Raw genomic sequence first — 23472 nt, 5'->3', positions numbered from 1 at the left:
CAAGTTCAAACACGAATGCTTGGACGCGCCTGCCAAGTGGAACCTGGTGCGCGCTAAACGGTGTGGAAGGGTCATAGTTCCGGAACGCAAACCAGCTGCCGATTAGGGATCCATTGTCCCGTATTCCGGGACACCATCCCTCTATATCACCAACATCAGATCCCTGACACTGCAGTCATTCAACAGCGGGGTTGGTGGGCAGCATTGAATAGCTGACTACCGCACCATCAACCGACGCACCGAGATGTCGTCCGGCCCAGGCAAGGCGGCATAAGGAGCGGAAGCCAGCCGAGTATGGCTACCCGTTGCACCACGCTCGCCTTTATCGAGGCGTTTCGTTTTCAGGCAGCGAACAGGGTATTCCTTTCGCGCCGAACACCCCGTGTCTTTTCAGGAGAAAGCGCACATGCCAAACCTATTTGATTCCTACCAACTCGGCGCGATCCCGCTCGCCAACCGTGTCGTGATGGCGCCGCTGACCCGCTCCAGAGCGGATGCAAACGATGTCCCTTCCGCATTGATGGAGCAGTACTACGTTCAGCGCGCCGGTGCAGGGCTGTTGATCTCCGAAGCGATCAATGTGACCCGCAACTCCCAGTCCTTCGAGGGATCGCCTGGCCTGTACAGCCCGGAGCAGACCGAAGCGTGGCGGCGCATCGTGGAAAGCCTGCATCTGGCGGGCGGGCGCATCGTAGCGCAACTTTGGCACACCGGTCGAGCGAGCTCTTTCGCGATCCTGAACGGGAATGCGCCGGTTTCTCCCTCGGCTGTCAACGATGACCTGCACCAGCTTCATGTCTGGGGAAAACTGCAGAACGGCGTATACACCAGGATCCATGCCACCCCATCGCGCGCAATGAGTACGCAGGAGGTGAAGGCCGCCATTCAGGAATATCGGTATGCTGCCGCCAATGCGCGCACTGCCGGCTTCGATGGTGTCGAAGTCCATGCGGCCAACGGCTATCTGCCACATCAGTTCTTGTCCGCAACGACCAACCAACGGGACGACGAATACGGAGGCTCCGTCGAAAATCGTGCCCGCTTCTTGCGCGAGATTATCGAGCAGGTTTCGCGAGTGATGCCGATAGATCGGATCGGGGTGAGAATCTCCCCATTCGCGGCATACAACAATGTGCGTGACCTCGATCCAGTGGGCACGTACCAATATGTCGCAGCCATGCTTCAGGATCTTGGCGTGGCTTACGTTCACATCGCGGATACCAATGGCTGGTTCGACCGTCCAGACTTGCCCAATATCCTCGAGATCGTGCGGCCAGCGTACTCCGGCTCGCTGATTGTCAACGGCGGTATCAGTCCGGAAAAGGCAAAGCAACTGGTGAGCGAAGGCACGACAGACCTGGTTGCATTCGGCCGTGCGTTCATCGCCAACCCGGACCTGGTGTCGCGACTGAAGCACGACATTCCGCTTGCACAATCCAGCCCGGAAGACTGGTATGGCGGTTCCGCCAAAGGCTACACCGACTACCCGGCGCATGCTGCCTGATGCAATGATCCTCCGTTCAACAGGAAAGGAGGAACACCTCATCGACCTGGTACCGGGAGCAATCGAGATTAATGATCATGAATTTTAGCAACCTGAAGAAATTTTCAAAGACCGCTGTTCTCGCTGTAGTTGGCGCACTCGCAATTGCCAATTTTAGTGTTGTGGTTTTAGAGCGCATTGAAGTGGCCGCCGTCGGCAGTCTGCCATCCATGAATTCAACGACAATGATTGCCGGAATGGACCGAACAGGGCCTTCGGAGCCGCCAAAGAGAACAGGCGAACACGAGCGCAATCGAGTGGCGTAACGGTTAATACTTGCCTCCTTCGTCTGCATTGAATGGCGTGATTCAGTGCAGACTTGGGCAGGAATCCAATCATGCTGACAAGAGAGCTGATTAGCACAGGTGCTTACCTGGAATCGTTTCAGGATCTGCCGGAGCAATTCCGCTGGTCCCGGGAGCGCATCGAAACCTCAATGCGCGAAACCCTGGCGCGACGTCCGCAACCTGAGGAACCGGTCTGGGTGTTCGCATACGGCTCGCTGATCTGGAATCCACTATTCCACTTTGCCGAGAAGCAACGGGCGACGCTGCATGGCTGGCACCGTAGCTTCTGCATTCGCCTCGTCACGGCACGCGGAACCAGCACGCACCCTGGTCGCATGCTGGGGCTCGAGCTGGCCGGAGAGTCGGTTGGTGTGGCGTTCAGGCTGAGAGAGGATGAATTGGTTCACGAACTCATGATGGTGTGGGTGCGAGAAATGGTGGGCGGTGTTTATCAGCCGACGTGGGGGGAGGTCAAGCTGGCCGATGGCAAGACCGTGAGCGCTATCACGTTTGTCGCCGATACGGCGCACGCCTTGTACGAGGATGATTCGTCGATCGCGACAACCGCTCCGATGATTGCGACCGCAAATGGGCATCTTGGAAGCAATCGCGACTATTTGCTGCAGCTCGACGAATCCCTAGTTGAGCACGACATTTCCGACGACTACGTTAAAAGTCTTGCCGAGGCGGTTCGTGTACACCGGACTTCGGGCGGTTCCTCTTCACCGAAAAGCTAACCAGGGCATGGTCACCGGCATTGGCTTGGCAAGCCAGAGGACATCCGTGCGATAGTCTGCCGATTAAGCCAGTTTGTCATACGCACGCATTACGGAAGTGCGTATGTGGACGCCTCCCGGGTTGCAAGCGGCTTGACATGGTGGTCAGCGGATCCGAACGTGAGGCTGGTGTTTCAGATCGAGCCCTGTGCAATCCATGGTGGTGATGCACCAGCGCCTTGATTGCCGGCATTCATGATCAAGTTCCGTGCCGTCGTCGCTTGAGACGGTGCTTGCAGGTATTCCCGGGGAAATTGGGTCTAATTGCTGTGTTGAAGCAGGCTTGCACCCTGTCCGGGCGAGATGCGCCGGACAAATCCGACCGATCGATGAGACCCCGCTGTCCTTCGAATGTCTTCCGTGACAGGCGAGCCTGCGTGAGAGAGCCGAACAGCTTTAAGGGAAAGGGGTGCACGCCGCAATCACGCGAAGATGTGCCGCGCGAGTTGGCTTGGCGAGGGGAAAGGAAGATGCGTCTCAACGGTCTGCAAGCCTGACCTTGGGGTGATATGGACGCATGCAGTACGAATTAATCGTCCTGGCCCGACGTGTACTGACCCGGATCGATATTGAGCTCGGCGAATTTTCGGTAGAGCGTGGAACGTGCGATGCCGAGCGCCTTGGCAGCGTAGTTGGCCTTCCGGTACTTGCGCAGCATCCCGATGATCAGTTGACGCTCATAATCCTGCATGGAAGACAGGTTGTCCGTTGGTGGCGGTTTCGGGCCGGCTTCTAGCCTCTCGGTTTGCTGAGGTGGTTGCGTGACTTCAGGCGGCAGGCAGGAAATATCGATGGGCCCTTCAGAACACAGCAGCGCCGCCTCGATGACATTGCGCACCTCGCGGGCGTTGCCTGGCCAAGTGTAGCGTTCGAGTGCCGCGCGGGCTTCTGGCGTGATGTCGACGGCAGCGATCCTGTGCTTCTCGCGCATGGCGCCGACAAACTGTTCGATCAAAGGGGGGATATCGCAAGGGCGCGCCCTCAGTGGCTTGACGGTCTTCTGCACGATCTTCAGGCGAAAGTAGAGGTCCTGGCGGAATTGTCCCTCGGCGACCAACTGCTCCAGATTCCGGTGGGTAGCCGCGATGATCCGACACTGTGCGCGCTGCGATTCGCACGAACCGACCCGTTGGTACGAGCCATCTTCCAATACCCGAAGCAGGCCGGCCTGCATTGCCAGCGGCAGTTCGCCGACCTCATCAAGAAACAGGGTGCCACCCCTCGCTGATTCGAAGTATCCGGCGCGGCCGCGTGGATCGGCGCCGGAAAACGCGCCTCTCACGTAGCCAAAAAACGTACTTTCCATCAACTCCGCGCTGATGGCGCCGCAATTGACTGGCAGATAGGGCTCATTGGAGCGGTGACTGCACGCGTGCAGATGTCTCGCCAGCAATTCCTTGCCGGTGCCGGTTTCGCCAATGATCAGCACATTGACGTCCGTCGTTGCCACGCGCTGGAGTTCGTCCAGCATGCGCCGGGTTTCCGGGTCGCGGGTCAGGAACTGGCCGAACCGCCTGACGGGATCCGCATCGCTTTGCGGAAAGGGCGCGCGTTCGGAAGTAGGCAAGCGGATTTGCGGCTCGCTGGCCAGCAGGATAATCGCGCCAATTCTCTCGCCGGATTCAGGCGAAGAAACGTCGATCGTTTGCCTGACCGGCGTGACCTGCAGCGATCCCGCCCCCCAGGCTGCGACGATCTTGCTGCAGCGATCGGTTGGCGAGTGAGCAACCACGCGTCCGACGTGATCCAGCGCTAACATTTCGTCGTGAGGGTAGCGGCGCGCCGTTTCGCCGAACGCTGAGATCAGCCGGCTACGCTCCAGTTCCCTGTACATGACCATGCGCGCTTGAATCGAGTTGGCCATCGACACAGTCAATGCCAATGCCTGGTCGCGGAAGGCGGATTCTTCAATAGTGAAGTCAACGACACCAAGGACGGTGCGCCCGTCAATGTCGAATATCGGCGCCGCGGCGCACGACCACGAATGCCAGCCTTCGCAAAAATGTTCCGTGGCAAAGACATGGACTGGCTGCCCCGTGGCAAGCGCGGTGCCCATTCCGTTCGTGCCTGCGGAAGCCTCGTTCCATTTGGAGCCCTCCACAATGCCCGAGCGAGTGGCAGCCTGTTCGCGGATCCTGGGAGCGCCCGTGATATGCAGGACACATCCCGTGGCTTCAGTAAGGATGATCAGGCCGGGAATCTCATCGAGAAAATGCCCTACATCCTGGATGACTGGCACAGAGGCGTTCAGCAGGCGCTGGCCCGACTGGAGACGCTGCCGGAACTCTTCCTCGTTGAGTCGCTGGGCTACCGTTAACGCAACGTCGACGCCGAGCGTGGTGCAGCGTTGCCATTCGTTGAGCAGAAACTGCTGGTAGGGCGGCCGCCGGTCGCTGATATCGATCAGCCCTGCATTGAAGCGTTCCCACAGGCTTCGCACGCCACGGGCATCTTTGTCGAAGCCGAAGTAGGGGCTTTGGTTTGAAGTCACCGCTTGTCTCCTTCTGGCTGCACAGTCTGAAGTGCGAGACCAGTTACCGGGCCTTTCCAGGCAGCCTTTTCTTTATCTTTAGATCATTACACAACTCCGTTTGGGAAGAAAGGGGGACGATTCGCCAGGCTTTGTCGCAGCCGGGTGAAGCTGCGGGCAAACTCGTGTGCACCACCACATCGTCCAGCGAGTACTTGTGCGTGACGAGGCAAGGAAGCCAGATGCGCTGGCTGAAAACGACATTGCGCATTCGGCACATGCGCTCCTAGCCGCCCGGGCACGACGACCGGGCCAGCGCCTTGCTTCGGCTCCATGACGTCGCGCACCACATTGCGTTTCGTCGGATCCAGCACGAAATCGGCACCCATCGACTTCTCGTTTCCAGGCGGGCGTCCACACGATCCACTGCGATGAGGCCTGCAACCTGCGGTCGTGCGCCAGCCATGCCGCTAGCAAGTCCACTCGCTCCAAAGCCGGCGTGTCCTGTCCCAAGACTCGCGAGACATTTTTGTCCGACCGGCCTCGGACAGATGCGGCACGTCCACTTGAAATCAGCGCATTTTCACAGGGAAAACCCTTGCTTTCTGTGCCAAAACCGGGTGGCACAGAACTTGATCTATGAGGTTTGCCCGTGATGTCGCATCTACAGGTAACACCAATGCATCTGGGGGCGGCGGTTCGCGACGCGCCGACCCGATGCAAAGGGAACTGACTACTACTCACAAGACTGAAAGGAGACGTATGGCTAGCGTTGAATCTGAAGCGCTCAAGACCTTGTATGCAGGTTGGGTCAAGACAATGAGCGAGAAGCCCGACATGTCGCTGGAAGAAGTGCGACAACTGTTCTCCCATTGGGGCGATGTCACCGCCGAACCTGGTGGTGTCGACTACATCGAAGTCAATGCCGCAGGCGTGCCGGCAATGTGGGCCATTCCCAAAGGGTGCGATCCGGACCGCGCACTGCTCTGCTCGCACGGAGGTGGCTATGTCGTCGGATCGATGTACACGCACAGGAAGATGTTCGCCCACATTGCCAAGGCCGTAGGCTGCCGGGCGCTGATTGTCGACTATGGCCGGGCTCCGGAGAATCCGCACCCGGGTCCGGTCAATGACATGACGACAGCTTATGAATGGCTCCTGAAGGATCAGGGCCTGAAGCCCCGGCATATTGCATTGGTGGGGGATTCGGCAGGCGGCGCACTTGCGTTGACAACCATTGCGTCAGCACGTGCGCGCGATCTTCCGCTGCCGGCGGCCACCATGCCGATTTCGCCGTGGGCGGGCTGGGATATCTCCGGGAAAACCTACGAGACCAACGCACATCGGGATGCCTTTGTGTCGAAGGACACCACGGAGTTTCTGGGGCCGCTGTTCATCGGTCCGGAGGGAGACCGCTACGACCCGTTGGCGAACCCGCTCTACACCGACTACAGCGGATATCCCCCGATCTACCTGACGGTGGGTAATGCGGAGACGCTGCTCGATGACAGCATTCGCATCGTCGAGAAGGCAAAGCAGGCCGGTGTCGAGGTGAAGTTCGATTGCTACGACGATATGCAGCACGTCTTCCAGTTCCTGGCCGGCGTGGCGCCCGAAGCGGATGACGTCATCCAGAGGATGGCGCAGTGGGTGCGCCCCCGCATCGGATTGGCATGAATGGATAACGCCAACCACGAACTTTCGACAATCGCCTTATACGAAGATTTCATCATGAACAGCGCTATTTCCTCAGCAACGACTCCTTCCGCCAGTCATGCAGCGGGCGACCACTATGACGTCCTGATCGTGGGCGCAGGCTTCTCGGGCGTCTACCAGCTCTACAACCTTCGCAAGCGCGGCTTCAAGGTGCGCCTGCTTGAAGCCGCGCCGGACATCGGTGGGATCTGGTACTGGAACTGCTACCCGGGCGCCCGGGTGGACACTCAGGTCCCGATCTACGAATTTTCCGATGAGACCCTGTGGAAGGACTGGACCTGGAAGGAACTCTTCCCGGGTTGGGAAGAGCTGCGCGAGTACTTCCACTATGTCGATTCCAAATGGCATGTGCGCAAGGACATGCAATTCAACGCGCGCGTGGCATCTGCAAACTTTGATGAGGCAAAGAAGCAGTGGACGCTGGAGACGACCGGCGGCGAGCAGTTCCAGGGCCGCTATGTGATCCTGTGCACGGGCTTTGCCGCGAAGCCGTATATTCCGAAGATCGATGGTCTGGAGTCCTTTTCCGGTCCGAAGCCGCATACCGGCGTCTGGCCGCAGGAGGGGCTGGACTTCAAGGGCAAGCGCGTGGGTGTCATCGGTACCGGTGCTAGTGCGGTGCAGGTTATTCAGGAGGCGGCCAAGACAGCATCCCACCTGACCGTCTTCCAGCGCACCATGAACATGGCATTGCCGATGGGGCCTCGCCAAACCAATTCCGAGATGCAAGCGAGGATGAAGGAAGCCTATCCCGAACGATATGCCTTGCGTCGACGGACATTCGCCGGATTCGATATGGACTTCCTGCCTGTAGGCGCCATGGAAGTGTCGCCGGAGGAGCGTCAGGCAACCTATGAGGCGGTCTGGGCGAAAGCGGGATTCCACCCATGGTTGGCGACGTTCAACGACGTGCTGTCAAACAAGGAGGCCAACGACACGGCGTACGCCTTCTGGCGGGACAAGACGCGTGCGCGCATCAACGACCCGGAAATCGCCAGTAAGATGGCTCCCGACACCGCACCCTATCCATTTGGCACCAAGCGGCCGTGCCTGGAAAACGGCTACTACGAGGTCTTCAACCAGACTAACGTCACACTGGTGGACATTCGCGAGAACCCCATCCACCACGTCACACCGACGGCGGTGGTCATGAACGACGGGGCGGAGCACGAGCTCGATATTCTTGTCCTCGGCACCGGCTTCGATGCGGTCACCGGCGGCATCCTGAGCATCGATATTCGCGGCACCGATGGTTCGACGCTCAATGATCGCTGGAAAGACGGCATTCGCGCTAACCTGGGCCTGGCAACCGCTGGTTTCCCGAACCTGCTTTTCGTGTATGGCCCCCATGCTCCCACAGGCTTCCTGAACGGGCCGACCGCTGCCGAAATACAGGGCGATGTGGTCATTCAGTGTCTCGAGCACCTGCGGGACAACGGATACCAGCGCATCGAGTCGACGACGGAAGCCGACGAATCCTGGGCCGAGCACGTGAATGACGTGGCATCCAAGTCGCTGTTCGTCCAGACCGACTCGTGGTACATGGGCGCCAACATTCCTGGCAAGAAGCGCGAGATGCTCAACTACCCGGGTGGCCTGCCTTTGTATCTGGAGAAGTGCGAAGAGAACGCCCGGAACGGCTATGAAGGCTTTGTGCTGTCGAGCTGAGCCGGCCAGGTAAGTCGGCAAGTCTGCCTGGCGTGAGCAGCGCCAGGTCAATCCGCTTTGCCCCGCGGGCGGTGCTGTCTGGTCTTGATCAGACGGCACCGCATTCACGTGGCACATCACCCTGCGGTCGCATCTCACCATGCATTGCGCCAGTCGGAATGCCGCCTTCGCATGCGGCGCTTGACGCAGAACATGGCGGGCGCATGTTGGCTTACCGAAGCCGTTGAGGGTCCACTGAGATGCCGAGGAGAAACCCAAACATGAGTCAATTTGATTTCCACACCACCCCAAAGATTACGTGTCAGCGCGGCGCAATCCGTCATCTTGGCACATTGGCCCGCGAACACGGAATGCGGCACGCCTTCCTGGTCACGGACGGCGGACTACATAAGGCCGGTCTGACGACATCGGCTATCGAGGCACTACGAGACGCGTCAGTGGAGGTCACGGTATACGCTGATGTGCTGGCCGATCCGCCAGAGGCCACCATCATTAATGCCGCCGACAGCGCGAGGCAGGCCGGCGCCGATGGCGTGATCGGCTTCGGTGGGGGCAGTTCGCTCGATACGGCCAAGCTGGTGGCCTTGCTCGCCCGTACCCCTCAGGCGATGGACGAGATCTACGGTGTGGGTCTGGCGCGCGGGCCCCGGCTGCCGCTGATCCAGATCCCGACCACGGCGGGCACTGGTTCCGAAGTTACGCCGATTTCCGTGGTGACTACACCCACGCATGAGAAGAAGCCGATTGTCGCAGGGCTGCTCCTGCCGGATCTCGCGCTGCTCGATTGCGAATTGACCGTCGGCTTGCCACCGGCGGTGACGGCCATGACCGGCGTGGATGCCATGGTTCATGCCATCGAGACCCTCACCACGCATCTGAAGAAGAACCCGTTGTCGGATGCGCTGGCGATAGAGGCGTTGAAGATGCTCTACCGCAATCTTCCGCTGGCGATCCACGACGGCAAGAACCTCGATGTTCGGGAACAAATGTTGCTCGGCTCCCTTTTTGCCGGCATGGCCTTCGCCAATTCCTCCGTCGGTGCCGTCCATGCACTAGCTTATCCGCTCGGGGTTCACTACCACGTGCCGCACGGGCTCTCCAACTCGCTAATGCTGCCCCATGTGCTGCGATTCAATCTCGAATCGGCAAGCGCCATCTACGCGCGGATGGGACGCGCATTGCTGCCGGAACTCGAATCGACCACCGACACCTACGCTGCGAGAAACTTTGTCGACGCCATCTGCAAACTGGTCTCCGACATGCCGTATGCGCACAGCCTGCGCGAGGTGAAGGTAAGGGGGGAGGACATCCCGATGCTGGCCCGGGACGTGATGAATATTCGGCGCCTACTGGTCCACAATCCCCGCGAGATCGAATACGACCAGGCGCTGGCCCTGTACGAGGCAGCCTACTGAATCACTGATATGACGACATCCATTCACAGAAACTACATCGGCGGCGAGTGGGTCGAAGGCCCGAGAACCGGCCAGAACATCAACCCCTCTGATACCGACGACGTAATTGGTGCCTACACCCGCGCCGACGCCAAGCAAGCCGAGCAAGCCATTGACGCCGCCTTTGACGTCCGAGGCGTTTGGGAAAGGTGGACGGCAGAGCAAAGAGCCGATGCGCTCGATCGAGTTGGCACGGAGCTCCTGGCTCGGTGCGAAGCGTTGGGGGAACTATTGTCGCGCGAGGAGGGAAAGACCCGTGGCGAAGGCGTTGCCGAAGCAGTGCGTGCTGGTCGCATCTTCAAGTTCTTTGCAGGCGAAGCGTTGCGCGTCAGCGGAGAAAAACTGCCGGTCATTCGCCCGTGTGTCGACGTCGAAGTGACGCGCGAACCCGAGGGCGTTGTGGGGATCATTACACCCTGGAACTTCCCGCTTGCTATTCCGGCCTGGAAAATTGCTCCCGCGCTGGCCTACGGCAACACCGTCGTATTCAAGCCCGCCGATCTGGTGCCCGGAAGCGCCTGGGCGTTGGCGGAAATTATCGTCCGCGCAGGAAAACTGCCCGCGGGCGTTTTCAATCTGGTCATGGGACCTGGTTCCAGTGTTGGTCAGGCCATCGCAGCTTCGCGAAAGGTCAGGGCCGTCAGCTTCACGGGCTCGGTCGATACGGGCCGGCACCTCGGAGTCACGTGTGTTCAGCGTGGCGCAAAGGTGCAAATGGAAATGGGCGGCAAGAACCCGCTGGTGATTCTCGATGATGCCAACCTGGACGTTGCGGTCTCCGTCGCCATTCAGGGGTCGTTCTACTCGACCGGGCAGCGCTGCACAGGGTCCAGCCGCCTCGTGGTGCAGGAGGGTATCCACGATGCCTTCGTGGCGGCGATGACAAGGCGCATGTCCGAACTTCGCATCGGCCATGCGTTGAAAGACGGGACCGATATCGGGCCGGTGGCGTCGCAGGATCAGCTTGAACAGGACTGCCAATACATCGACCTGGGAGTTTCGGAGGGCGGGCGCCTGGTTTCTGGTGGCGAACGTCTTGAGCGCGACACCCCAGGCTTCTATCTTTCTCCGGCACTGATCACGGAGACACGCAATGATATGCGTGTCAATCGCGAGGAAATCTTTGGCCCTGTTGCGACGGTGATTCGAGTCAAAGACTATGAGGAAGCTTTGGCCGTGGCCAATGACACCGACTTTGGGCTGTCGTCCGGCATCTGCACAAACTCCCTGAAGTATGCGACTGACTTCAAACGGCGCTCGGTCGCAGGAATGGTGATGGTCAACGTTCCGACTGCCGGGGTCGACTACCACTCGCCTTTCGGGGGTCGCAAAGGATCCAGCTACGGGGCACGCGAGCAGGGTACTTATGCGCGCGAGTTCTACACTGCGGTCAAGACGGCCTACACGCTGTCGTGATGGTGGCGCGGGGCGGTCGGCGGTTCAAGCCGGCCGCCTCACTACGCATCGAGTAGCGTACGAAGGGCCACGCGGTCTGCGCGACCCCATGTTAGGCTCAGGCAAGCACGTCGCGATGAACCTGCGCAATCGTTGGCGTGCCGAGCATAGCCATGTTCCTATCGACTTCCTCCCTGAGCAGGCTGATAGCATGTCTTACACCATGTATGCCACCGACAACCGCTGCATACATGAATGGTCGACCCAGGAAGACGAAGCGAGCGCCCAGCGCCAGCGCCTTGAGGACATCGCCACCTCGCCGGATGCCACTGTCCATCATCACGACCGTCTGGTCTCCGACCGCATCGCAGATATGCGGCAGTACGTGCAGGGGTTCGACTGCGCCATCCAGTTGGCGTCCACCGTGGTTCGAGACGATGATGCCATCCGCACCAAGCGAAACGGCGTGCCTGGCATCGTCAGCATGAAGAATGCCTTTGATGACCAGGTTTCCGGTCCAGCGCTGGCGGATCCGCGCAATGTCCGCCCAGGACAGGTGGTCCCGGCCAGTCGTGTCACGTATTGCCGAAGCCGAGAGCATGGGCGCGCCGCGGGTCGCGAAGGAGTTCTCGAAATGGGGCATGCCATGAGCGATGAGGGTTCGCAAGAAGGTTCCAGCGAGCCAGCGGGGGTGGGCCAGTCCGTCCATTGCGAGTCGGAGGGAGGGGCGCAACGGCAACGAGAACCCCGTCCGTACGTTGTTCTCGCGGTTCGCCCATACCGGGATGTCGACGGTAATGACGAGCGTCGAGAAGCCTGCTGCGCCGACTCTGTCTATCAACGCGTCGATGCGCGAGGTATCACCGGGAAGATAGGCCTGAAACCATGTGCCGGGGGCAGCGGCATGGACGGCTTCCATCGGAATCAGGGACGAGCCACTCATGATCGCCGGAATGTTCTCCTCCTGCGCCGCCTGCGCCAGCGCGATGTCGCCCCGATATGCCGAGATGGCGCTGATGCCCACCGGTGCAATGCCGAATGGAGATGCGTAGGTCTTGCCAAATATGGCGGTGTCTTGCGATCGATGGGATACGTCGATCAAGACCTTGGGGAGAAATCTAAGCTGCTCGAATGCGTTTCGATTGGCATTGAGGGATATGCCGTCCTCGGCGGCGCCGGAAATGTAGCCGAACAACGGCCGTGGCAGATGGCTGCGCGCGGCGGCTTCGAAGTCGGCCAGGGAAAGGATCTTCTGCAGCTTGGGAGGGAGATGTTTCTTCGCCGCATAGGCGGCGAGATGGCGCTGCGTGGCAGGCAGCCCCTCCGGAATTCTTGTGCCTTCGTGGAGTTTCATTTGTCTTCCTGCATTCTGCTCGTTCGAGTGGCGCGGCATCCGCATCGACACGATCGCAATACGGGATTAACAGCGCCAGCCCATCTCATGATGCGAGGGTGCCGCGTTGTCGCATCAGTTCACGGAACAGCGACTCATTCTTCTTGAAAGGCGCCCGACCGTGGAGGTAGAAATAGTTGTTCAGCACGACGAGGTCGCCGACCGGAAGGGAGACTTCCTTCGTGCCGGCGGACGCCTCCATGGAGGCCGACAACGCATGGAGAAAGGCCGCTTCGTCGCGGTCGGCGGGCTGGACGAACTGATCAATGAACGACATCGACAGTCCGAACTGGCTCTGGAAGAAAATGGGGCGCTCGACTCTATCGGAGACATTCTTGGAGCCTGGCGCCTTGTACTGGAAGGGCCTGGTCCCAAGTTTGTGATTGACGAATTGCTCGATCTCGTCCCAATCATCAAGATGCAAGAAACGCGATTCCCCACCGATGGCATTTTCTTCGGAAAATTTCATCATCAGCAGCCAGTCTGTCGCCTCACTGACAAACGTCCCGTCAGTGTGCATCGTGAACAGGCGATAGGCCTGGCGCAGGTAGGAGTCGCTGTCGTCCGTGTGTTTCACGATGAAGCGGGCGTAGTATGTCCCGGACATTGCATCGTGATTGCTGGGGCCGAGGATATGGCACACGGCCGTACCGAGCCGGACGAAGTCTGCAGAGTCATCCGAAAGGCCCTGGAGACCCATCGTGAATCCACCGTGGCGGCGGTTCTTGACCAAGTCAATCAAGGTTTGCGCGAAGCCGTTGCCAAGGCGCTGGACCAGCAGGTTGGCGAGGTGGTAGCGCATGAACGGGACGTACTCGAGATTCTGGACATCGACATGTCGGGCGTCGTCAAGAAAGCCGGAAAGTGCGGCCTCGTCGGCCGTGACATGCATGAGGCGATGGTGATCGGCGTGGGGCAACAGATGGAAGAGGGGTTGCTCGGGGGTGGAGAGAATCGCGTCTGCGAGCGGTGCGTTCATTGGGGTCTCCTTCTAAGTTCGGGACTCCATTTCAGCCTGCTTCCTGGTCGGCATCCAGCGGCCCGAACATAATCTTTATTCGGAGATGGAGATCAAATGATCGATGCCCGGCAATTGCGATACTTCACTGCCGTGGTCGAGGAGCTGCACTTCGCCAAGGCGGCAGATCGCCTCGATGTGGCGCAATCCGCCCTGAGTGCGCAGATTCAGCGGTTGGAGCAGGACATGGGAGTTCGCCTGCTGAATCGGAACAAACGGCAACCGGTGACGCTCACGGATGCGGGGCGTCTGTTCCATGCGGAAGCCGTGGGGGCGTTGCGACATCTGGAACGAGCCGATCAGGTCGGCCGGCTGGCGGCACGAGGCCTTGCGGGCATTGTCCGAATCGCATATGTAGCTTCTGGCGTGAGCAGCGGTGTGCTGACGCGATTAATGCGCCATTTCCGCGTTTCCCATGGAAATGTGCGCGTTGAGGTCGTGGCCATGGATACGCCACGGCAGTTTGAAGCGCTGGATAGCGGCGAGATTGATGTCGGCATTGTGCGGCTGCGGCGCCAGTATCCGGCGGGCTTGACGGCAACGCTCATACAGAGTGAACGTGTGGTCGTTGCCATGGCGGAGAGCCATCCGCTGGCGAGGAAGCCAAGATTGGTTGCCAGTGACCTGAAAGATCAGTCCTTTGTTTCGCCGCAGTTCGACGAGGAGGAGGGCTTCGGAGAGGTACTGTCGGCGTTGGGATCCGCCGGAGGATTTTCGGCGATTCTCGACTATCGCGTTCAGGATTTCATCTCTGCGATTAGCCTGGCTTCGGCTGGGTACGGCGTGGCTGTCGTACCCGAGTCCATGCGGAATTTTCTACAGCCGGAGGTTTGTTACAGAGCCATCCAGGACTTTGAGTATGCTGTTGATTTGGCAATCGCTAGCCGGAAGCGAGAGCTTTCCCCTGCAGTTCGCGCCTTTGTTGAGGAGTCATTGTCTTGTGAAACTCGGCCATAGCGTTGCCGTATTCAAGTGACGGGCTTTTTCGGCTTGTCTCTCGCAGGGCGGGGCGGTTCTTTGAGCAGGTCAGCGGGCCGCAGCAGATCGGGCACCCAAGCACTGATTGAAACCGGAATCAATTGGGCGTCTAGTGGCCTATAAGGCGGGCCGAAGTGGTGGAGAGTGATATGTGCTTCACAAAATGTCGGTTCGAGAATCCAATTGCGGCAAAATTCAAGAGTGCCGCGCCAAGCTGACATGCGTCTGTCCACGCTGTGGCAACTAGTGTCCTGTCCCACTAATACGTGAGCAAAGTCGGTGCAACTTTTCGAGAATCGAGTCGGCAGTGGCAGTCCAGCGAAACGGCTGGCAGTCCGCGTTGTAAGCGGTCACGAAATGATCGATGCGTTGGACCAACTGCTTGACGCTAGTGAACGAGCCGCGGCGGATAGCCTTATCGGTAATGAGGGAGAAGAAACGTTCGACCTGATTGAGCCAGGAACTGTAGGTCGGGATGAAATGCATGTGCCAACGCGGACGCGCTGCCAGCCAGGTCTTGATCTTCGGGTGGCTGTGCGTAGCGTAGTTATCGGCGATGCAGTGAATGTCCAGCTCGGCGGGCACGGCCTGGTCGATCTCTCGGAGGAACGACAGGAACTCCTGATGGCGATGGCGCGGTTTGCATCGCGCCAGCACGGCTCCATTCAGGATGTTCAGCGCCGCAAACAGCGTGGTGGTGCCATGACGTTTGTAGTCGTGCGTGACGCCCTCGACGTAGCCGAATCCCATGGGCAGCATCGGCTGCGTGCGCTCCAGTGCCTGGCACTGGCTTTTCTCATCCACGCACAGCACCAGCGCGTTGTCACGTGGGCTCAGGTACAAGCCCACCACGTCGCGCAGCTTCTCGACAAAGAACGGGTCGGTAGACAGCTTGAAGCCTTCGGTACGATGAGGTTGCAGCCCGAAGAGTTGGAAGTAGCGCTGCACGCTGCTCTTGGAGATGCCGGTCTCGGCCGCGACAGCACGCACGCTCCAGTGTGTCGAGCCAGTGGCCGGCTTCGTATGCAGGGTGGTCTGAATCAATTGCGCCACCCGTTCGTCGTCGACCGTGCGAGGGGCCCCCGGGCGAACGTCGTCATACAGACAGGCGATTCGGCGTGCAATGAAGCGCGCACGCCATTTGCCGACCGTGGCGTTGCCCATCTTCAGCCGCTCGGCGATCGCGCTATTGAGCTCACCGTCGGCGCTGCAGAGGATGATGCGCGCCCGATTGCTCAACGCAGCAGGCAACGACCGGCTGCGCGCGAACGCCTGCAACTGCGCGCGTTCGTCTTCGCTCAACACCAATTCGGCCTTCGGTCTGCCCGTAATCATCTCGATATCTCCGTTCCCAGAATGCCGAAACGGTATGCAAGACTAATGCCAGTTATTTACGGGACAGGACACTAGAGTCGAGCCCAATAACCAAGTATTGCAGTGAGTGTGGCGCGCCTCCAAGTGCAACTCCACTTGCGGAGTTTGCCCCGGTTCATTACACGCCACCCCACCTGGCCGAGCGCACCTTGCCCGAACAGGCAACGCTGGAAGCGAGGGGGAGCGCGCGGGCGAATGCAAAACGATCACGGCACTATTTGCCGACATGGCCGGATCGACGGCGTTGATCCACGACTTGGATCCCGAAGAAGCACGCCATCTCATTGACCGTGGTGGCCTCATGATGGAGACCGTGCATCACTACGAAGGCTACGTCGCCAAGTCCCTGGGCGACGGGATCCTCGCACTGTTCGGGACTCTGGTCCCGAGGAGAACGCGCTGGTGGGCGTGCCCGAAAGTTACCAGATCGAGGAGACGCTCCCCAGCTTGCATATTCCGACAAAGAAGGGGTGCTTGCCGCCCGCATCGACCGGCTTTCCATCGCGGAGAGGGCACTGTTGCAGACGCTTGCGGTGATCGGCAAGCGGTTCCCTCTGAGCCTGATCCGGCAGGTTGTCGGGCAGCCGGAAGATGAACTCGCCCTCCTGCCTGGAGGGCGAGTTCATCTACGACCTGCCCCCCTTTCCCGAGATAGAGTATTCGTTCAAGCACGGCCTGGCGCAGGAGGTCGCTGGCAGTTCCCTGCTTACGGAACATCGCATTGCGCTACATGCACTGGTCAGGGACTATGAGCGGCGTCCCGGCGTATTCGAGGCCATGGTCTATATTGCAATGGGCGGACTTCTACTGCGCAGAGCCGCCCATCCTTGAACTTTCAAACTGGCTCTCAGAAGGTGTGACGGACTCCCACGGCAGCACCGAACATGTTGTCCTTCCCTGTGGCAAGCGCGTAGCTGTTGCCGAGCGCGAGGCTGTTTGCGAACACTGTCGCGGCCGAGTCAAGCATTAGCCCGGCATGTTTCGAGAATGCGCTGGTGAGATAGAGGTCAGTCCGTTTGGAAAGCGAGTAGCTGGAAAGAAAGCCTACTTGCCAAGGATTCGGTGAAGACGTGCTGTCCAGGAGTCTCTTCAGATTCTGGTAGTTGTATGAGAGCGCAATGCTCAATGCGGGTGTGACTTGAAAGGTTCCACCGATCCAGTATAGATCGTCGCGCTGAAGCGTGTCCCCATTGGGTGCCTTGTTTTGTCCCCAGCGATAACCCCCCATGAGTTTCGCCGCGCCAAAGCTATAGCTGACGGCAGTAGCTGCTTTCTTGAAGGAACCGCTGCTAATGGAGCCGCCAGTGATACCCATCGACGGATTGAGCTGATCGTAGCTGATCGCCAGGCCAAGCGGCCCGGCGAAATAGTTCAGCCCGGCGCCATACGCCGTATCACGCCGAAAGTGCCCAGGCGCTTCGCCATTGCCGCCTAGTGCGACACCGGGCGCTACGACTTGTGGCAAGGCAACGCCCGAACCAAAGGACCAATGCGCAACCGCCGTAACCGGACCGAATGTGCCGGAATACTTGAGCAAATTGTCTTCCCGGAAGTTTGGGCCGGTGAGTGCAACAACCGGATCATACTGCGTAGCAAATGCCATTGGTGAGAAGTTTGCCAGCGCATCAAAGGCAGAGGTGTACTGCCGGCCAAAAGATAGCTGGCCATAGCGTTGGTCCTGCAGTCCGACGTATGCCTGCCGTCCGAAAAGCCGTCCACTTTGTTCACCGACTCCAGTATCGATGGCAAAGCCACTTTCGAGCACGAAGACTGAGTTCAAGCTACCAGACAGTGCTTCAACACCTCGCAGGCCCCATCGCGACCCGGCGACGCCGCCAGAGTTCATGCGGTAGACATTATCCCCGGTGCCGGAAGTGAATTGATTGGATGCCGACGGTACGCTGCCGACGTGGTTGGCAAACTCGACGTTGATATCTGCCACGCCATACAGCGTGACAGTAGATTGCGCGTTGGCGTTGAATGTGGCGCCCAGGGCCAGCAGGGCTGACACCGTGGCGGCAGAATGCTTTGCGCAACGACTCATACTTCGTCTCCTGTGTTGGCGTGCGACAGAGCGACGCCAGTTCTTTGATGTGTTCGGTTCGGTCGCGATGACCTTGTCGAAGGGGCGTAAATATTTCTGTTGCACAGCCGCCCAGAGCCAGGCTTTGGGGTGCGAGCCATGCCGCAAGCAATGCGCAGCTGGTGTGTTCGGCGCTGCGATTGCGGTGATGCATGATCAAGTTCTGTGCCAAGGAGGATTAGGTGCAATTTTCGAGGGTAATCCCGTAATTAATGCTGTCGAACTCAGCTCTGAAGTGAGCCTAAGCAAATCCCAGAAGACAGCCGGCGGACATAAGTGTCCGGTTGGGAGACAGAAATGTCCCACGCTTCGAATTATGGAAGAGGGATGTCTCTGCTAGGGAAGCGCAGCAAGAGCGAGGGGGCTGTCAGGAAGGCGGAAACCGATTTACTTCACGCCCCAGCATGGACCTAGCTGCATCAAATATTGTCTTTCTTTCTTCTCGTAATTTATCACTTGACAATGTGTGCGCTTCGACCAAGAATTATCGAACGATAAAGACAAAAGGAGACAACATGTTGCCCATCCGCCCTTTGCATCCGTGGAACGGCATTCCGTCCTCGATGCCGCTCGCTTCCACCTCTAATTTCGTCAGGCGTCCCTAGGTCGCCCCTTCAGTTGGCTCATGCGTCGCAGCAGCAACGGTGACCGTCTGTCATCGGCGCGAGAGCAGGAACCTCATGTATTCGTCGGGCCACATCTGCAACTGGCCTCTAGTCGACGACCTGGAAATACATATGAAACCCACATCCTTTGAATACCGCCGGCCCGGCACGCTGGATGACGCCCTGCGGCTGCTGGCACAGTCCGGCCCGGACGCCAAGGTAATTGCTGGCGGGCAAAGCCTTGTGCCGATGATGAACTTTCGGATGGCCCGGCCCGATGTGCTGATTGACATCAATGGCGTGAGCGAACTGGATTATCACCGTCGCGACGGCGATATCCTCCGTATCGGCGCGTTAATGCGGCACGCCGATCTGAAGGATTCAGCGCTAGTCCAGGAATGCTGTCCTTTGATGAGCGAAGCCTATCACTACGTCGCGCACGGAACCGTTCGGAACCGCGGCACCCTTTGTGGAAATCTGTGCCACGCCGATCCGGCTTCGGAGATGCCGGCAGTCATGCTCTCTGTAGGGGCCACTATGGTGGTTCGAGGCATTGGCGGCGAACGCCGCATTGCGGCCGAGGACTTTTTCCAGGGCATCTATGCCACGGCACTTGAACCGAATGAAATATTGGTCGAGGTGCAAATCCCGGTGCCGGCGAGCCGCCGCGGTTACGCGTTTGAGGAAGTGTCGGCGCGCCAGGGCGACTTCGCCATGACTTTAGTCGCCGCGCTGCTCGATATTCGCGGTGGACGTATCGAGGAAGCGTCGGTCGCCTACGCGGGTGTGTCAGACCGGGCGCGGCGTCTGCCTGCGGTCGAGCAAGCTCTGACAGGCCAGTCGCCGTCAACGGAGTTGTTCGACCGCGTCGCTGCGCTTGCTAGTGAAGGGTTCGACCTTATCGAAGACATCCATGCGGACAGGCAGTACCGCCACGACCTGATTCGTACGCTGACCGCCCGAGCGCTCGCCAGGGCGGCGGAGCGCGCCCAAGGGCATGCCTGACTGCAACGCACCACTGGAGTTGAAGCCATGACAGTCCACAAGATCGATGTTGCCGTCAACGTTAACGGCAAAACTTATGAGCGGAGCATACCGACCCGTATGCTGCTTTCCGATTTTCTTCGTAATGAATGCCATCTGACCGGAACACACGTCGCCTGTGAGCATGGGGTCTGCGGCGCCTGTAACGTCATGCTTGATGGCAAGACGGTACGCTCGTGCCTGACGTTCGCCGTACAGGTGCAAGGGGCGGCTGTAGAAACAGTCGAAAGCCTCGGCACGATCGAGAAGTTGCATCCGTTGCAACAGGCGTTCTGGGAAAAGCACGGCCTGCAATGTGGCTTTTGCACGCCGGGGATGCTCATGACCGCCAAGGAGCTGCTGAGTGTCAATCCCAATCCCACGCGTGAAGAAGTCGCAGAAGCCATCTCGGGCAACCTCTGCCGATGCACGGGTTATCAGACGATCGTCGATGCCATCATGTCGGCAGCCGAAACCATGCGCCAACAACAAGGAGTGCAGCCATGACCGAGCGATATATCCCGGACGTAAAAATCCCGGCGTCGCGGCAATCGGAAGCGCCTCGTCAGAATTTGCGCTGGATCGGCAAGAGCATGAAGCGAGTCGAGGATCCGCGACTGCTCACTGGTCGCGGTAAGTACGTCGACGATATCGTGCTGCCGAACATGGCTCATGTTGCGTTGCTGCGAAGCCCGTTCGCTCACGCCCGTATCAAATCGATCGACGTCAGTCGTGCGCGCGAGTTGCCCGGGGTGATCGCCGTCGTCACCGGCAAGGAGTTTGCGGAAACGACTGGACCGACGGTGACATTCTCGAGCCCGCCTGTCGTTCAGCACGCGATCGCCATCGACCGGGTGCGCCATGTCGGCGAAGCGGTTGCCGCTGTCGTTGCGGTGGACCGGTACATCGCGGAGGATGCACTCGAACTGATTGATGTGGATTTCGAGGAGCTGCCGGTCGTTGCAGATTTCGAGGCGGCGTTGCATGCCAAGGGTGAAGCCGTTCTCCACCCGGACCTGGGTGACAGTAATGTCGCGATGGACCGTACCTTTGCGTTCGGTCCCGTTGACGACGACTTCGCTCGCTCCGATCTAGTTATCAAGCGTCGCCTGCGGTGGAACCGGTCGGGGCCGCAGCCACTGGAGACTGTCGGCGCGGTTGCGGAGTACGATCCCGGCACCGGGAAGTTTACGGTCCACTGCAACACGTCGATGTATACCTATGTCGGGTGGCTCTGCGCAGCTTCTCTCGGCGTCCCTTCGACGCAGCTCAATATCGTGCCGACGCTTGCCGGTGGCAGCTTCGGCTCGAAGCTGTTCCTGCACAAGGTTATTGTTCTGACGGCGGGGCTGGCACGCATTGCAGGTCAGCCGGTAAAGTTCATCGAGGACCGCCTCGACAATATGACCAACGCTGACGGACACGGCTCCGACCGTGTCTACGAAGCCGAGCTTGCGGTCAAACGCGATGGCACTATCCTGTCCCTTCGCTATGAAGTCATGGATGATTATGGCGCTTACCTGCAGTATGGGTATGGGACACACGGCAATGCATTCTCTCAGATCGTTGGGCCCTATCGTATCAATAGTGTGCAGGCGAGAATCATCGCAGTGCTGACCAACAAGTGCCAGCAGGGCGCGTATCGTGGCTTTGGTTCGGAAGTATCCAACTTCGTGATAGAGCGGATGGTGGATGCTGCCGCGCGAGAGCTAAATCTGGACCCGGTCGAGATCCGCCGGCGCAACCTGATCCGCCCGGAGGAATTTCCCTTCGTGATTCCCACGGGCAATGTGTATGACAGCGGCAACTACCAGGCGGTCATGCAAGAGATGCTCAGGATGTTCGACTATGAGGGATGGCGTGCCCGGCAGGAAGCCGCGCGCAAGGAAGGCAAGTACATCGGCATCGGCGTGGTGACCTGCCAGGAGCGCAGCGTGTTCAGTTCGACCGAGTTCTGGTCGCTGAATCCTCCGGAGCAGCCTGGATTCGCGCTGACCAGTTCGCCCGAGGCGGTGTCGATGCGGATCGATCCCACCGGTAAGGTATTTGTCAAGCTGAACGCGCCATTCTGGGGCAACAGTCCCGAGACCGTGGTGACGCAGATTGTTTCGGAGGCGCTCAGCGTTGAGCCGTCTGACATCTCGGTCAGCTACGCTGATACGGACGCGGGGTTCAACGGTACAGGGCCGGGCGGCAGTCGATATACGGTGATGGTTGCAGGGGCCGTCGTGGCGGGATCAAGGACGCTGCGCAACAAAATGTTCCGGTTTGCCGCACATATGCTGGAATGCAGTAGCGACGACCTGGAACTGTCCGGCGGTCGCGTTATCATCAAGGGCATCCCGGGATCGGGCAAGACGATTGCGGAACTTGCATCGGCTATCCACTATTTCCGTCTGGACTTCCCGGATACGCCAGAATTCTCCAGCGGCCTGGAAACAACCTCGGTTTACGACCATCCGCTGACAACCATGCCGGCGTCCGATCGTAGCCATCTTGGCATCTTCTACCCGATCATGGGGCATATGGCACACGCGGCTGCGGTCGAGGTTGATCCGCAGACTGGGAAAGTGACCATCCTTGACTATGTCGCTGTACACGATTGCGGCACTGTGGTTAACCCCATGACGCTCGATGGCCATGTGCGAGGCGGCGCGGCTCAAGGAATCGGCACGGCCCTGTATGAGCAATTCCACTACGACAGCAATGGCCAGTTGCTCACGGCGTCTTTTGCGGACTACCACATGCCAACTGCGCATGAGGTGCCTTTGAATCTGCGTGTCGGTCACGTGGAGACGCCGTCGCCCTACACGGAATTCGGTATTAAGGGTGGCGGCGAGGGCGGACGCATGGCTGCACCGCCGGTGATGGTGCAAGCCGTTGAGGATGCGCTGCGACCGTACGGTGTGGAACTGACCGAGGTCCCGCTTACCCCTAGCCGTATTCGCCGGATTGTACGGGAAGCGCAGTGCAAAAATGGCTGATTGCGCCGCTCAGCCACGCGCGCCTCAGGATTGAGGTTTGATCCGGGGAGATTGGGCGCAGCCACGGCCCGCTCCCTATCGCATTAACGTTTGAGTTGTCTGACCATGGAACTTTCGAACCATCAGCATGTAAATGCCCCGCAGCAAGCCGTCTGGGATGCATTGAATAACCCGGAGATCCTCAAGTCCTGCATCGCAGGCTGCGAGAGTATCTCCGCAACTTCCGATAACGCATTTGAAGTTGTGGTGGCAGCGAGGGTCGGTCCTGTCAGCGCTCGCTTCAAGGGCAAGTTGACCATTGTCGACGCACACGCGCCGACCTCGTATTCACTCGTTTTTGAAGGGCAGGGTGGCGCAGCTGGGTTCGCCAAGGGTGGCGCTGATGTCGTGCTGTGCGCCGAGGAACAGGGTACGCGGGTTCAATACACCGCCAAGGCTCAAATCGGAGGCAAGCTCGCGCAGATTGGCTCCAGGCTGGTTGACAGCGCGGCCAGGAAGATGGCTGACGATTTCTTTACTGCCTTCGAGCAGACGTTGGCAGCCGCAGCGCCGGCCGTCACTACTCCGGCAGAAGAGGTCATGGCGGCGCCCATTGCACGAACGAGCAGCGGCATCCCCTACGCCCGCCTGCTTCCTTGGATCATTGGCTTGAGCGCGGCTGCTGCCACGGCATTCACGTTGCTCCGTTAGGGGCCTGCGGCCGGA

At 59.3% G+C, this 23472-nt stretch carries 18 protein-coding genes and 2 pseudogenes; 14 read left to right on the top strand and 6 right to left on the bottom strand.

The window, feature by feature from the left end; all coding sequences use genetic code 11:
- Positions 1-406: 406 nt before the first annotated feature.
- The 3 genes from AC07UK_RS03680 (at position 407) to AC07UK_RS03670 (ending at position 2567) form a co-directional block, all read left to right on the top strand.
- Positions 407-1504: an alkene reductase gene (locus tag AC07UK_RS03680; protein ID WP_058697574.1), complete on the top strand. Its 1098-nt coding sequence runs from the start codon at positions 407-409 to the stop codon at positions 1502-1504.
- A gap of 77 nt (positions 1505-1581) precedes the next feature.
- Positions 1582-1809 carry a hypothetical protein gene (locus AC07UK_RS03675; RefSeq protein WP_143010701.1) on the top strand — a complete coding sequence of 76 codons (228 nt, stop codon included), beginning with the start codon at positions 1582-1584 and terminating at the stop codon, positions 1807-1809.
- A gap of 71 nt (positions 1810-1880) precedes the next feature.
- The gene (locus AC07UK_RS03670) at positions 1881-2567 is read left to right on the top strand and encodes a gamma-glutamylcyclotransferase (RefSeq protein WP_058697575.1); all 687 of its coding nucleotides are present in this window, start codon (positions 1881-1883) and stop codon (positions 2565-2567) included.
- A 568-nt stretch (positions 2568-3135) separates the two neighbouring features.
- Here AC07UK_RS03670 and AC07UK_RS03665 read toward each other — a convergent pair.
- Together AC07UK_RS03665 and AC07UK_RS03660 are read right to left on the bottom strand one after the other, a co-directional pair.
- The gene (locus tag AC07UK_RS03665) at positions 3136-5097 is read right to left on the bottom strand and encodes a sigma-54-dependent Fis family transcriptional regulator (RefSeq protein ID WP_058697576.1); all 1962 of its coding nucleotides are present in this window, start codon (positions 5095-5097) and stop codon (positions 3136-3138) included.
- Positions 5098-5183: 86 nt separating this feature from the next.
- The gene (locus tag AC07UK_RS03660; RefSeq protein WP_147316203.1) at positions 5184-5465 is read right to left on the bottom strand and encodes a hypothetical protein; all 282 of its coding nucleotides are present in this window, start codon (positions 5463-5465) and stop codon (positions 5184-5186) included.
- 373 nt (positions 5466-5838) lie between these two features.
- Between AC07UK_RS03660 and AC07UK_RS03655 the strand changes: the two genes are divergently transcribed.
- From AC07UK_RS03655 to AC07UK_RS03640, 4 genes are all read left to right on the top strand, one after another.
- A complete protein-coding gene (locus tag AC07UK_RS03655; protein ID WP_058697577.1) occupies positions 5839-6753 on the top strand; it encodes an alpha/beta hydrolase in 915 nt (304 codons plus the stop codon).
- Entirely contained in the window at positions 6754-8460 is a 1707-nt protein-coding gene (locus AC07UK_RS03650; protein WP_199414555.1) for a flavin-containing monooxygenase, read from the top strand.
- A gap of 260 nt (positions 8461-8720) precedes the next feature.
- Positions 8721-9875 (top strand): iron-containing alcohol dehydrogenase, encoded by a 1155-nt coding sequence (locus AC07UK_RS03645; protein ID WP_116318645.1) that lies wholly within the window; start codon positions 8721-8723, stop codon positions 9873-9875.
- Between the two features lie 9 nt (positions 9876-9884).
- Positions 9885-11330: an aldehyde dehydrogenase family protein gene (locus AC07UK_RS03640; RefSeq protein ID WP_058697579.1), complete on the top strand. Its 1446-nt coding sequence runs from the start codon at positions 9885-9887 to the stop codon at positions 11328-11330.
- A 97-nt stretch (positions 11331-11427) separates the two neighbouring features.
- Here the strand turns inward: AC07UK_RS03640 and AC07UK_RS03635 are convergent, their stop codons facing one another.
- Positions 11428-12663 (bottom strand): alpha-hydroxy acid oxidase, encoded by a 1236-nt coding sequence (locus tag AC07UK_RS03635; protein ID WP_058697580.1) that lies wholly within the window; start codon positions 12661-12663, stop codon positions 11428-11430.
- A gap of 85 nt (positions 12664-12748) precedes the next feature.
- Positions 12749-13681: a glutarate dioxygenase GlaH gene (gene glaH, locus AC07UK_RS03630; protein WP_058697581.1), complete on the bottom strand. Its 933-nt coding sequence runs from the start codon at positions 13679-13681 to the stop codon at positions 12749-12751.
- 96 nt (positions 13682-13777) lie between these two features.
- Here glaH and AC07UK_RS03625 point away from each other — a divergent pair, with 96 nt between their 5' ends.
- Complete coding sequence (locus tag AC07UK_RS03625) at positions 13778-14677, top strand: LysR family transcriptional regulator (RefSeq protein WP_058697582.1); 900 nt, start codon at positions 13778-13780, stop codon at positions 14675-14677.
- Positions 14678-14941: 264 nt separating this feature from the next.
- On the opposite strand, the gene AC07UK_RS03620 is transcribed toward AC07UK_RS03625, so the two are convergent.
- On the bottom strand, positions 14942-16033 hold the full coding sequence (locus AC07UK_RS03620; RefSeq protein ID WP_058697583.1) for an IS630 family transposase: 1092 nt from the start codon (positions 16031-16033) through the stop codon (positions 14942-14944).
- Between the two features lie 86 nt (positions 16034-16119).
- On the opposite strand from AC07UK_RS03620, the pseudogene AC07UK_RS03615 reads away from it, so the two are divergent.
- Together AC07UK_RS03615 and AC07UK_RS03610 are read left to right on the top strand one after the other, a co-directional pair.
- A pseudogene (locus AC07UK_RS03615) lies at positions 16120-16448 on the top strand (adenylate/guanylate cyclase domain-containing protein); the annotation flags it as partial.
- Positions 16449-16807: 359 nt separating this feature from the next.
- Positions 16808-16903, top strand: a pseudogene (locus AC07UK_RS03610) (IS5/IS1182 family transposase); the annotation flags it as partial.
- A gap of 16 nt (positions 16904-16919) precedes the next feature.
- Here AC07UK_RS03610 and AC07UK_RS03605 read toward each other — a convergent pair.
- The gene (locus tag AC07UK_RS03605; RefSeq protein ID WP_058697585.1) at positions 16920-18116 is read right to left on the bottom strand and encodes a porin; all 1197 of its coding nucleotides are present in this window, start codon (positions 18114-18116) and stop codon (positions 16920-16922) included.
- A gap of 776 nt (positions 18117-18892) precedes the next feature.
- Here AC07UK_RS03605 and AC07UK_RS03600 point away from each other — a divergent pair.
- The 4 genes from AC07UK_RS03600 to AC07UK_RS03585 all read left to right on the top strand — a co-directional run bounded on the left by AC07UK_RS03600 (position 18893) and on the right by AC07UK_RS03585 (position 23457).
- On the top strand, positions 18893-19765 hold the full coding sequence (locus AC07UK_RS03600; protein ID WP_058697586.1) for an FAD binding domain-containing protein: 873 nt from the start codon (positions 18893-18895) through the stop codon (positions 19763-19765).
- Positions 19766-19792: 27 nt separating this feature from the next.
- Complete coding sequence (locus AC07UK_RS03595) at positions 19793-20290, top strand: (2Fe-2S)-binding protein (RefSeq protein ID WP_058697587.1); 498 nt, start codon at positions 19793-19795, stop codon at positions 20288-20290.
- Complete coding sequence (locus AC07UK_RS03590; protein WP_058697588.1) at positions 20287-22767, top strand: xanthine dehydrogenase family protein molybdopterin-binding subunit; 2481 nt, start codon at positions 20287-20289, stop codon at positions 22765-22767. The genes AC07UK_RS03595 and AC07UK_RS03590 overlap by 4 nt, the downstream gene beginning before the upstream one ends.
- A 105-nt stretch (positions 22768-22872) precedes the next feature.
- Complete coding sequence (locus AC07UK_RS03585; protein ID WP_070940825.1) at positions 22873-23457, top strand: SRPBCC family protein; 585 nt, start codon at positions 22873-22875, stop codon at positions 23455-23457.
- Positions 23458-23472 lie beyond the last annotated feature (15 nt).

The organism is Cupriavidus sp. GW821-FHT07C08, assembly GCF_059419025.1.
This window is presented reverse-complemented; position numbering and strand designations above follow the sequence as displayed.

Coding starts and splice junctions, on each gene's coding strand:
- AC07UK_RS03680 (WP_058697574.1), top strand. CDS start 407: ATGCCAAACCTATTTGATTCCTACCAACTCGGCGCGATCCCGCTCGCC.
- AC07UK_RS03675 (WP_143010701.1), top strand. CDS start 1,582: ATGAATTTTAGCAACCTGAAGAAATTTTCAAAGACCGCTGTTCTCGCT.
- AC07UK_RS03670 (WP_058697575.1), top strand. CDS start 1,881: ATGCTGACAAGAGAGCTGATTAGCACAGGTGCTTACCTGGAATCGTTT.
- AC07UK_RS03660 (WP_147316203.1), bottom strand. CDS start 5,465: ATGGGTGCCGATTTCGTGCTGGATCCGACGAAACGCAATGTGGTGCGC.
- AC07UK_RS03655 (WP_058697577.1), top strand. CDS start 5,839: ATGGCTAGCGTTGAATCTGAAGCGCTCAAGACCTTGTATGCAGGTTGG.
- AC07UK_RS03650 (WP_199414555.1), top strand. CDS start 6,754: ATGGATAACGCCAACCACGAACTTTCGACAATCGCCTTATACGAAGAT.
- AC07UK_RS03645 (WP_116318645.1), top strand. CDS start 8,721: ATGAGTCAATTTGATTTCCACACCACCCCAAAGATTACGTGTCAGCGC.
- AC07UK_RS03640 (WP_058697579.1), top strand. CDS start 9,885: ATGACGACATCCATTCACAGAAACTACATCGGCGGCGAGTGGGTCGAA.
- AC07UK_RS03635 (WP_058697580.1), bottom strand. CDS start 12,663: ATGAAACTCCACGAAGGCACAAGAATTCCGGAGGGGCTGCCTGCCACG.
- glaH (WP_058697581.1), bottom strand. CDS start 13,681: ATGAACGCACCGCTCGCAGACGCGATTCTCTCCACCCCCGAGCAACCC.
- AC07UK_RS03625 (WP_058697582.1), top strand. CDS start 13,778: ATGATCGATGCCCGGCAATTGCGATACTTCACTGCCGTGGTCGAGGAG.
- AC07UK_RS03620 (WP_058697583.1), bottom strand. CDS start 16,033: ATGATTACGGGCAGACCGAAGGCCGAATTGGTGTTGAGCGAAGACGAA.
- AC07UK_RS03605 (WP_058697585.1), bottom strand. CDS start 18,116: ATGAGTCGTTGCGCAAAGCATTCTGCCGCCACGGTGTCAGCCCTGCTG.
- AC07UK_RS03600 (WP_058697586.1), top strand. CDS start 18,893: ATGAAACCCACATCCTTTGAATACCGCCGGCCCGGCACGCTGGATGAC.
- AC07UK_RS03595 (WP_058697587.1), top strand. CDS start 19,793: ATGACAGTCCACAAGATCGATGTTGCCGTCAACGTTAACGGCAAAACT.
- AC07UK_RS03590 (WP_058697588.1), top strand. CDS start 20,287: ATGACCGAGCGATATATCCCGGACGTAAAAATCCCGGCGTCGCGGCAA.
- AC07UK_RS03585 (WP_070940825.1), top strand. CDS start 22,873: ATGGAACTTTCGAACCATCAGCATGTAAATGCCCCGCAGCAAGCCGTC.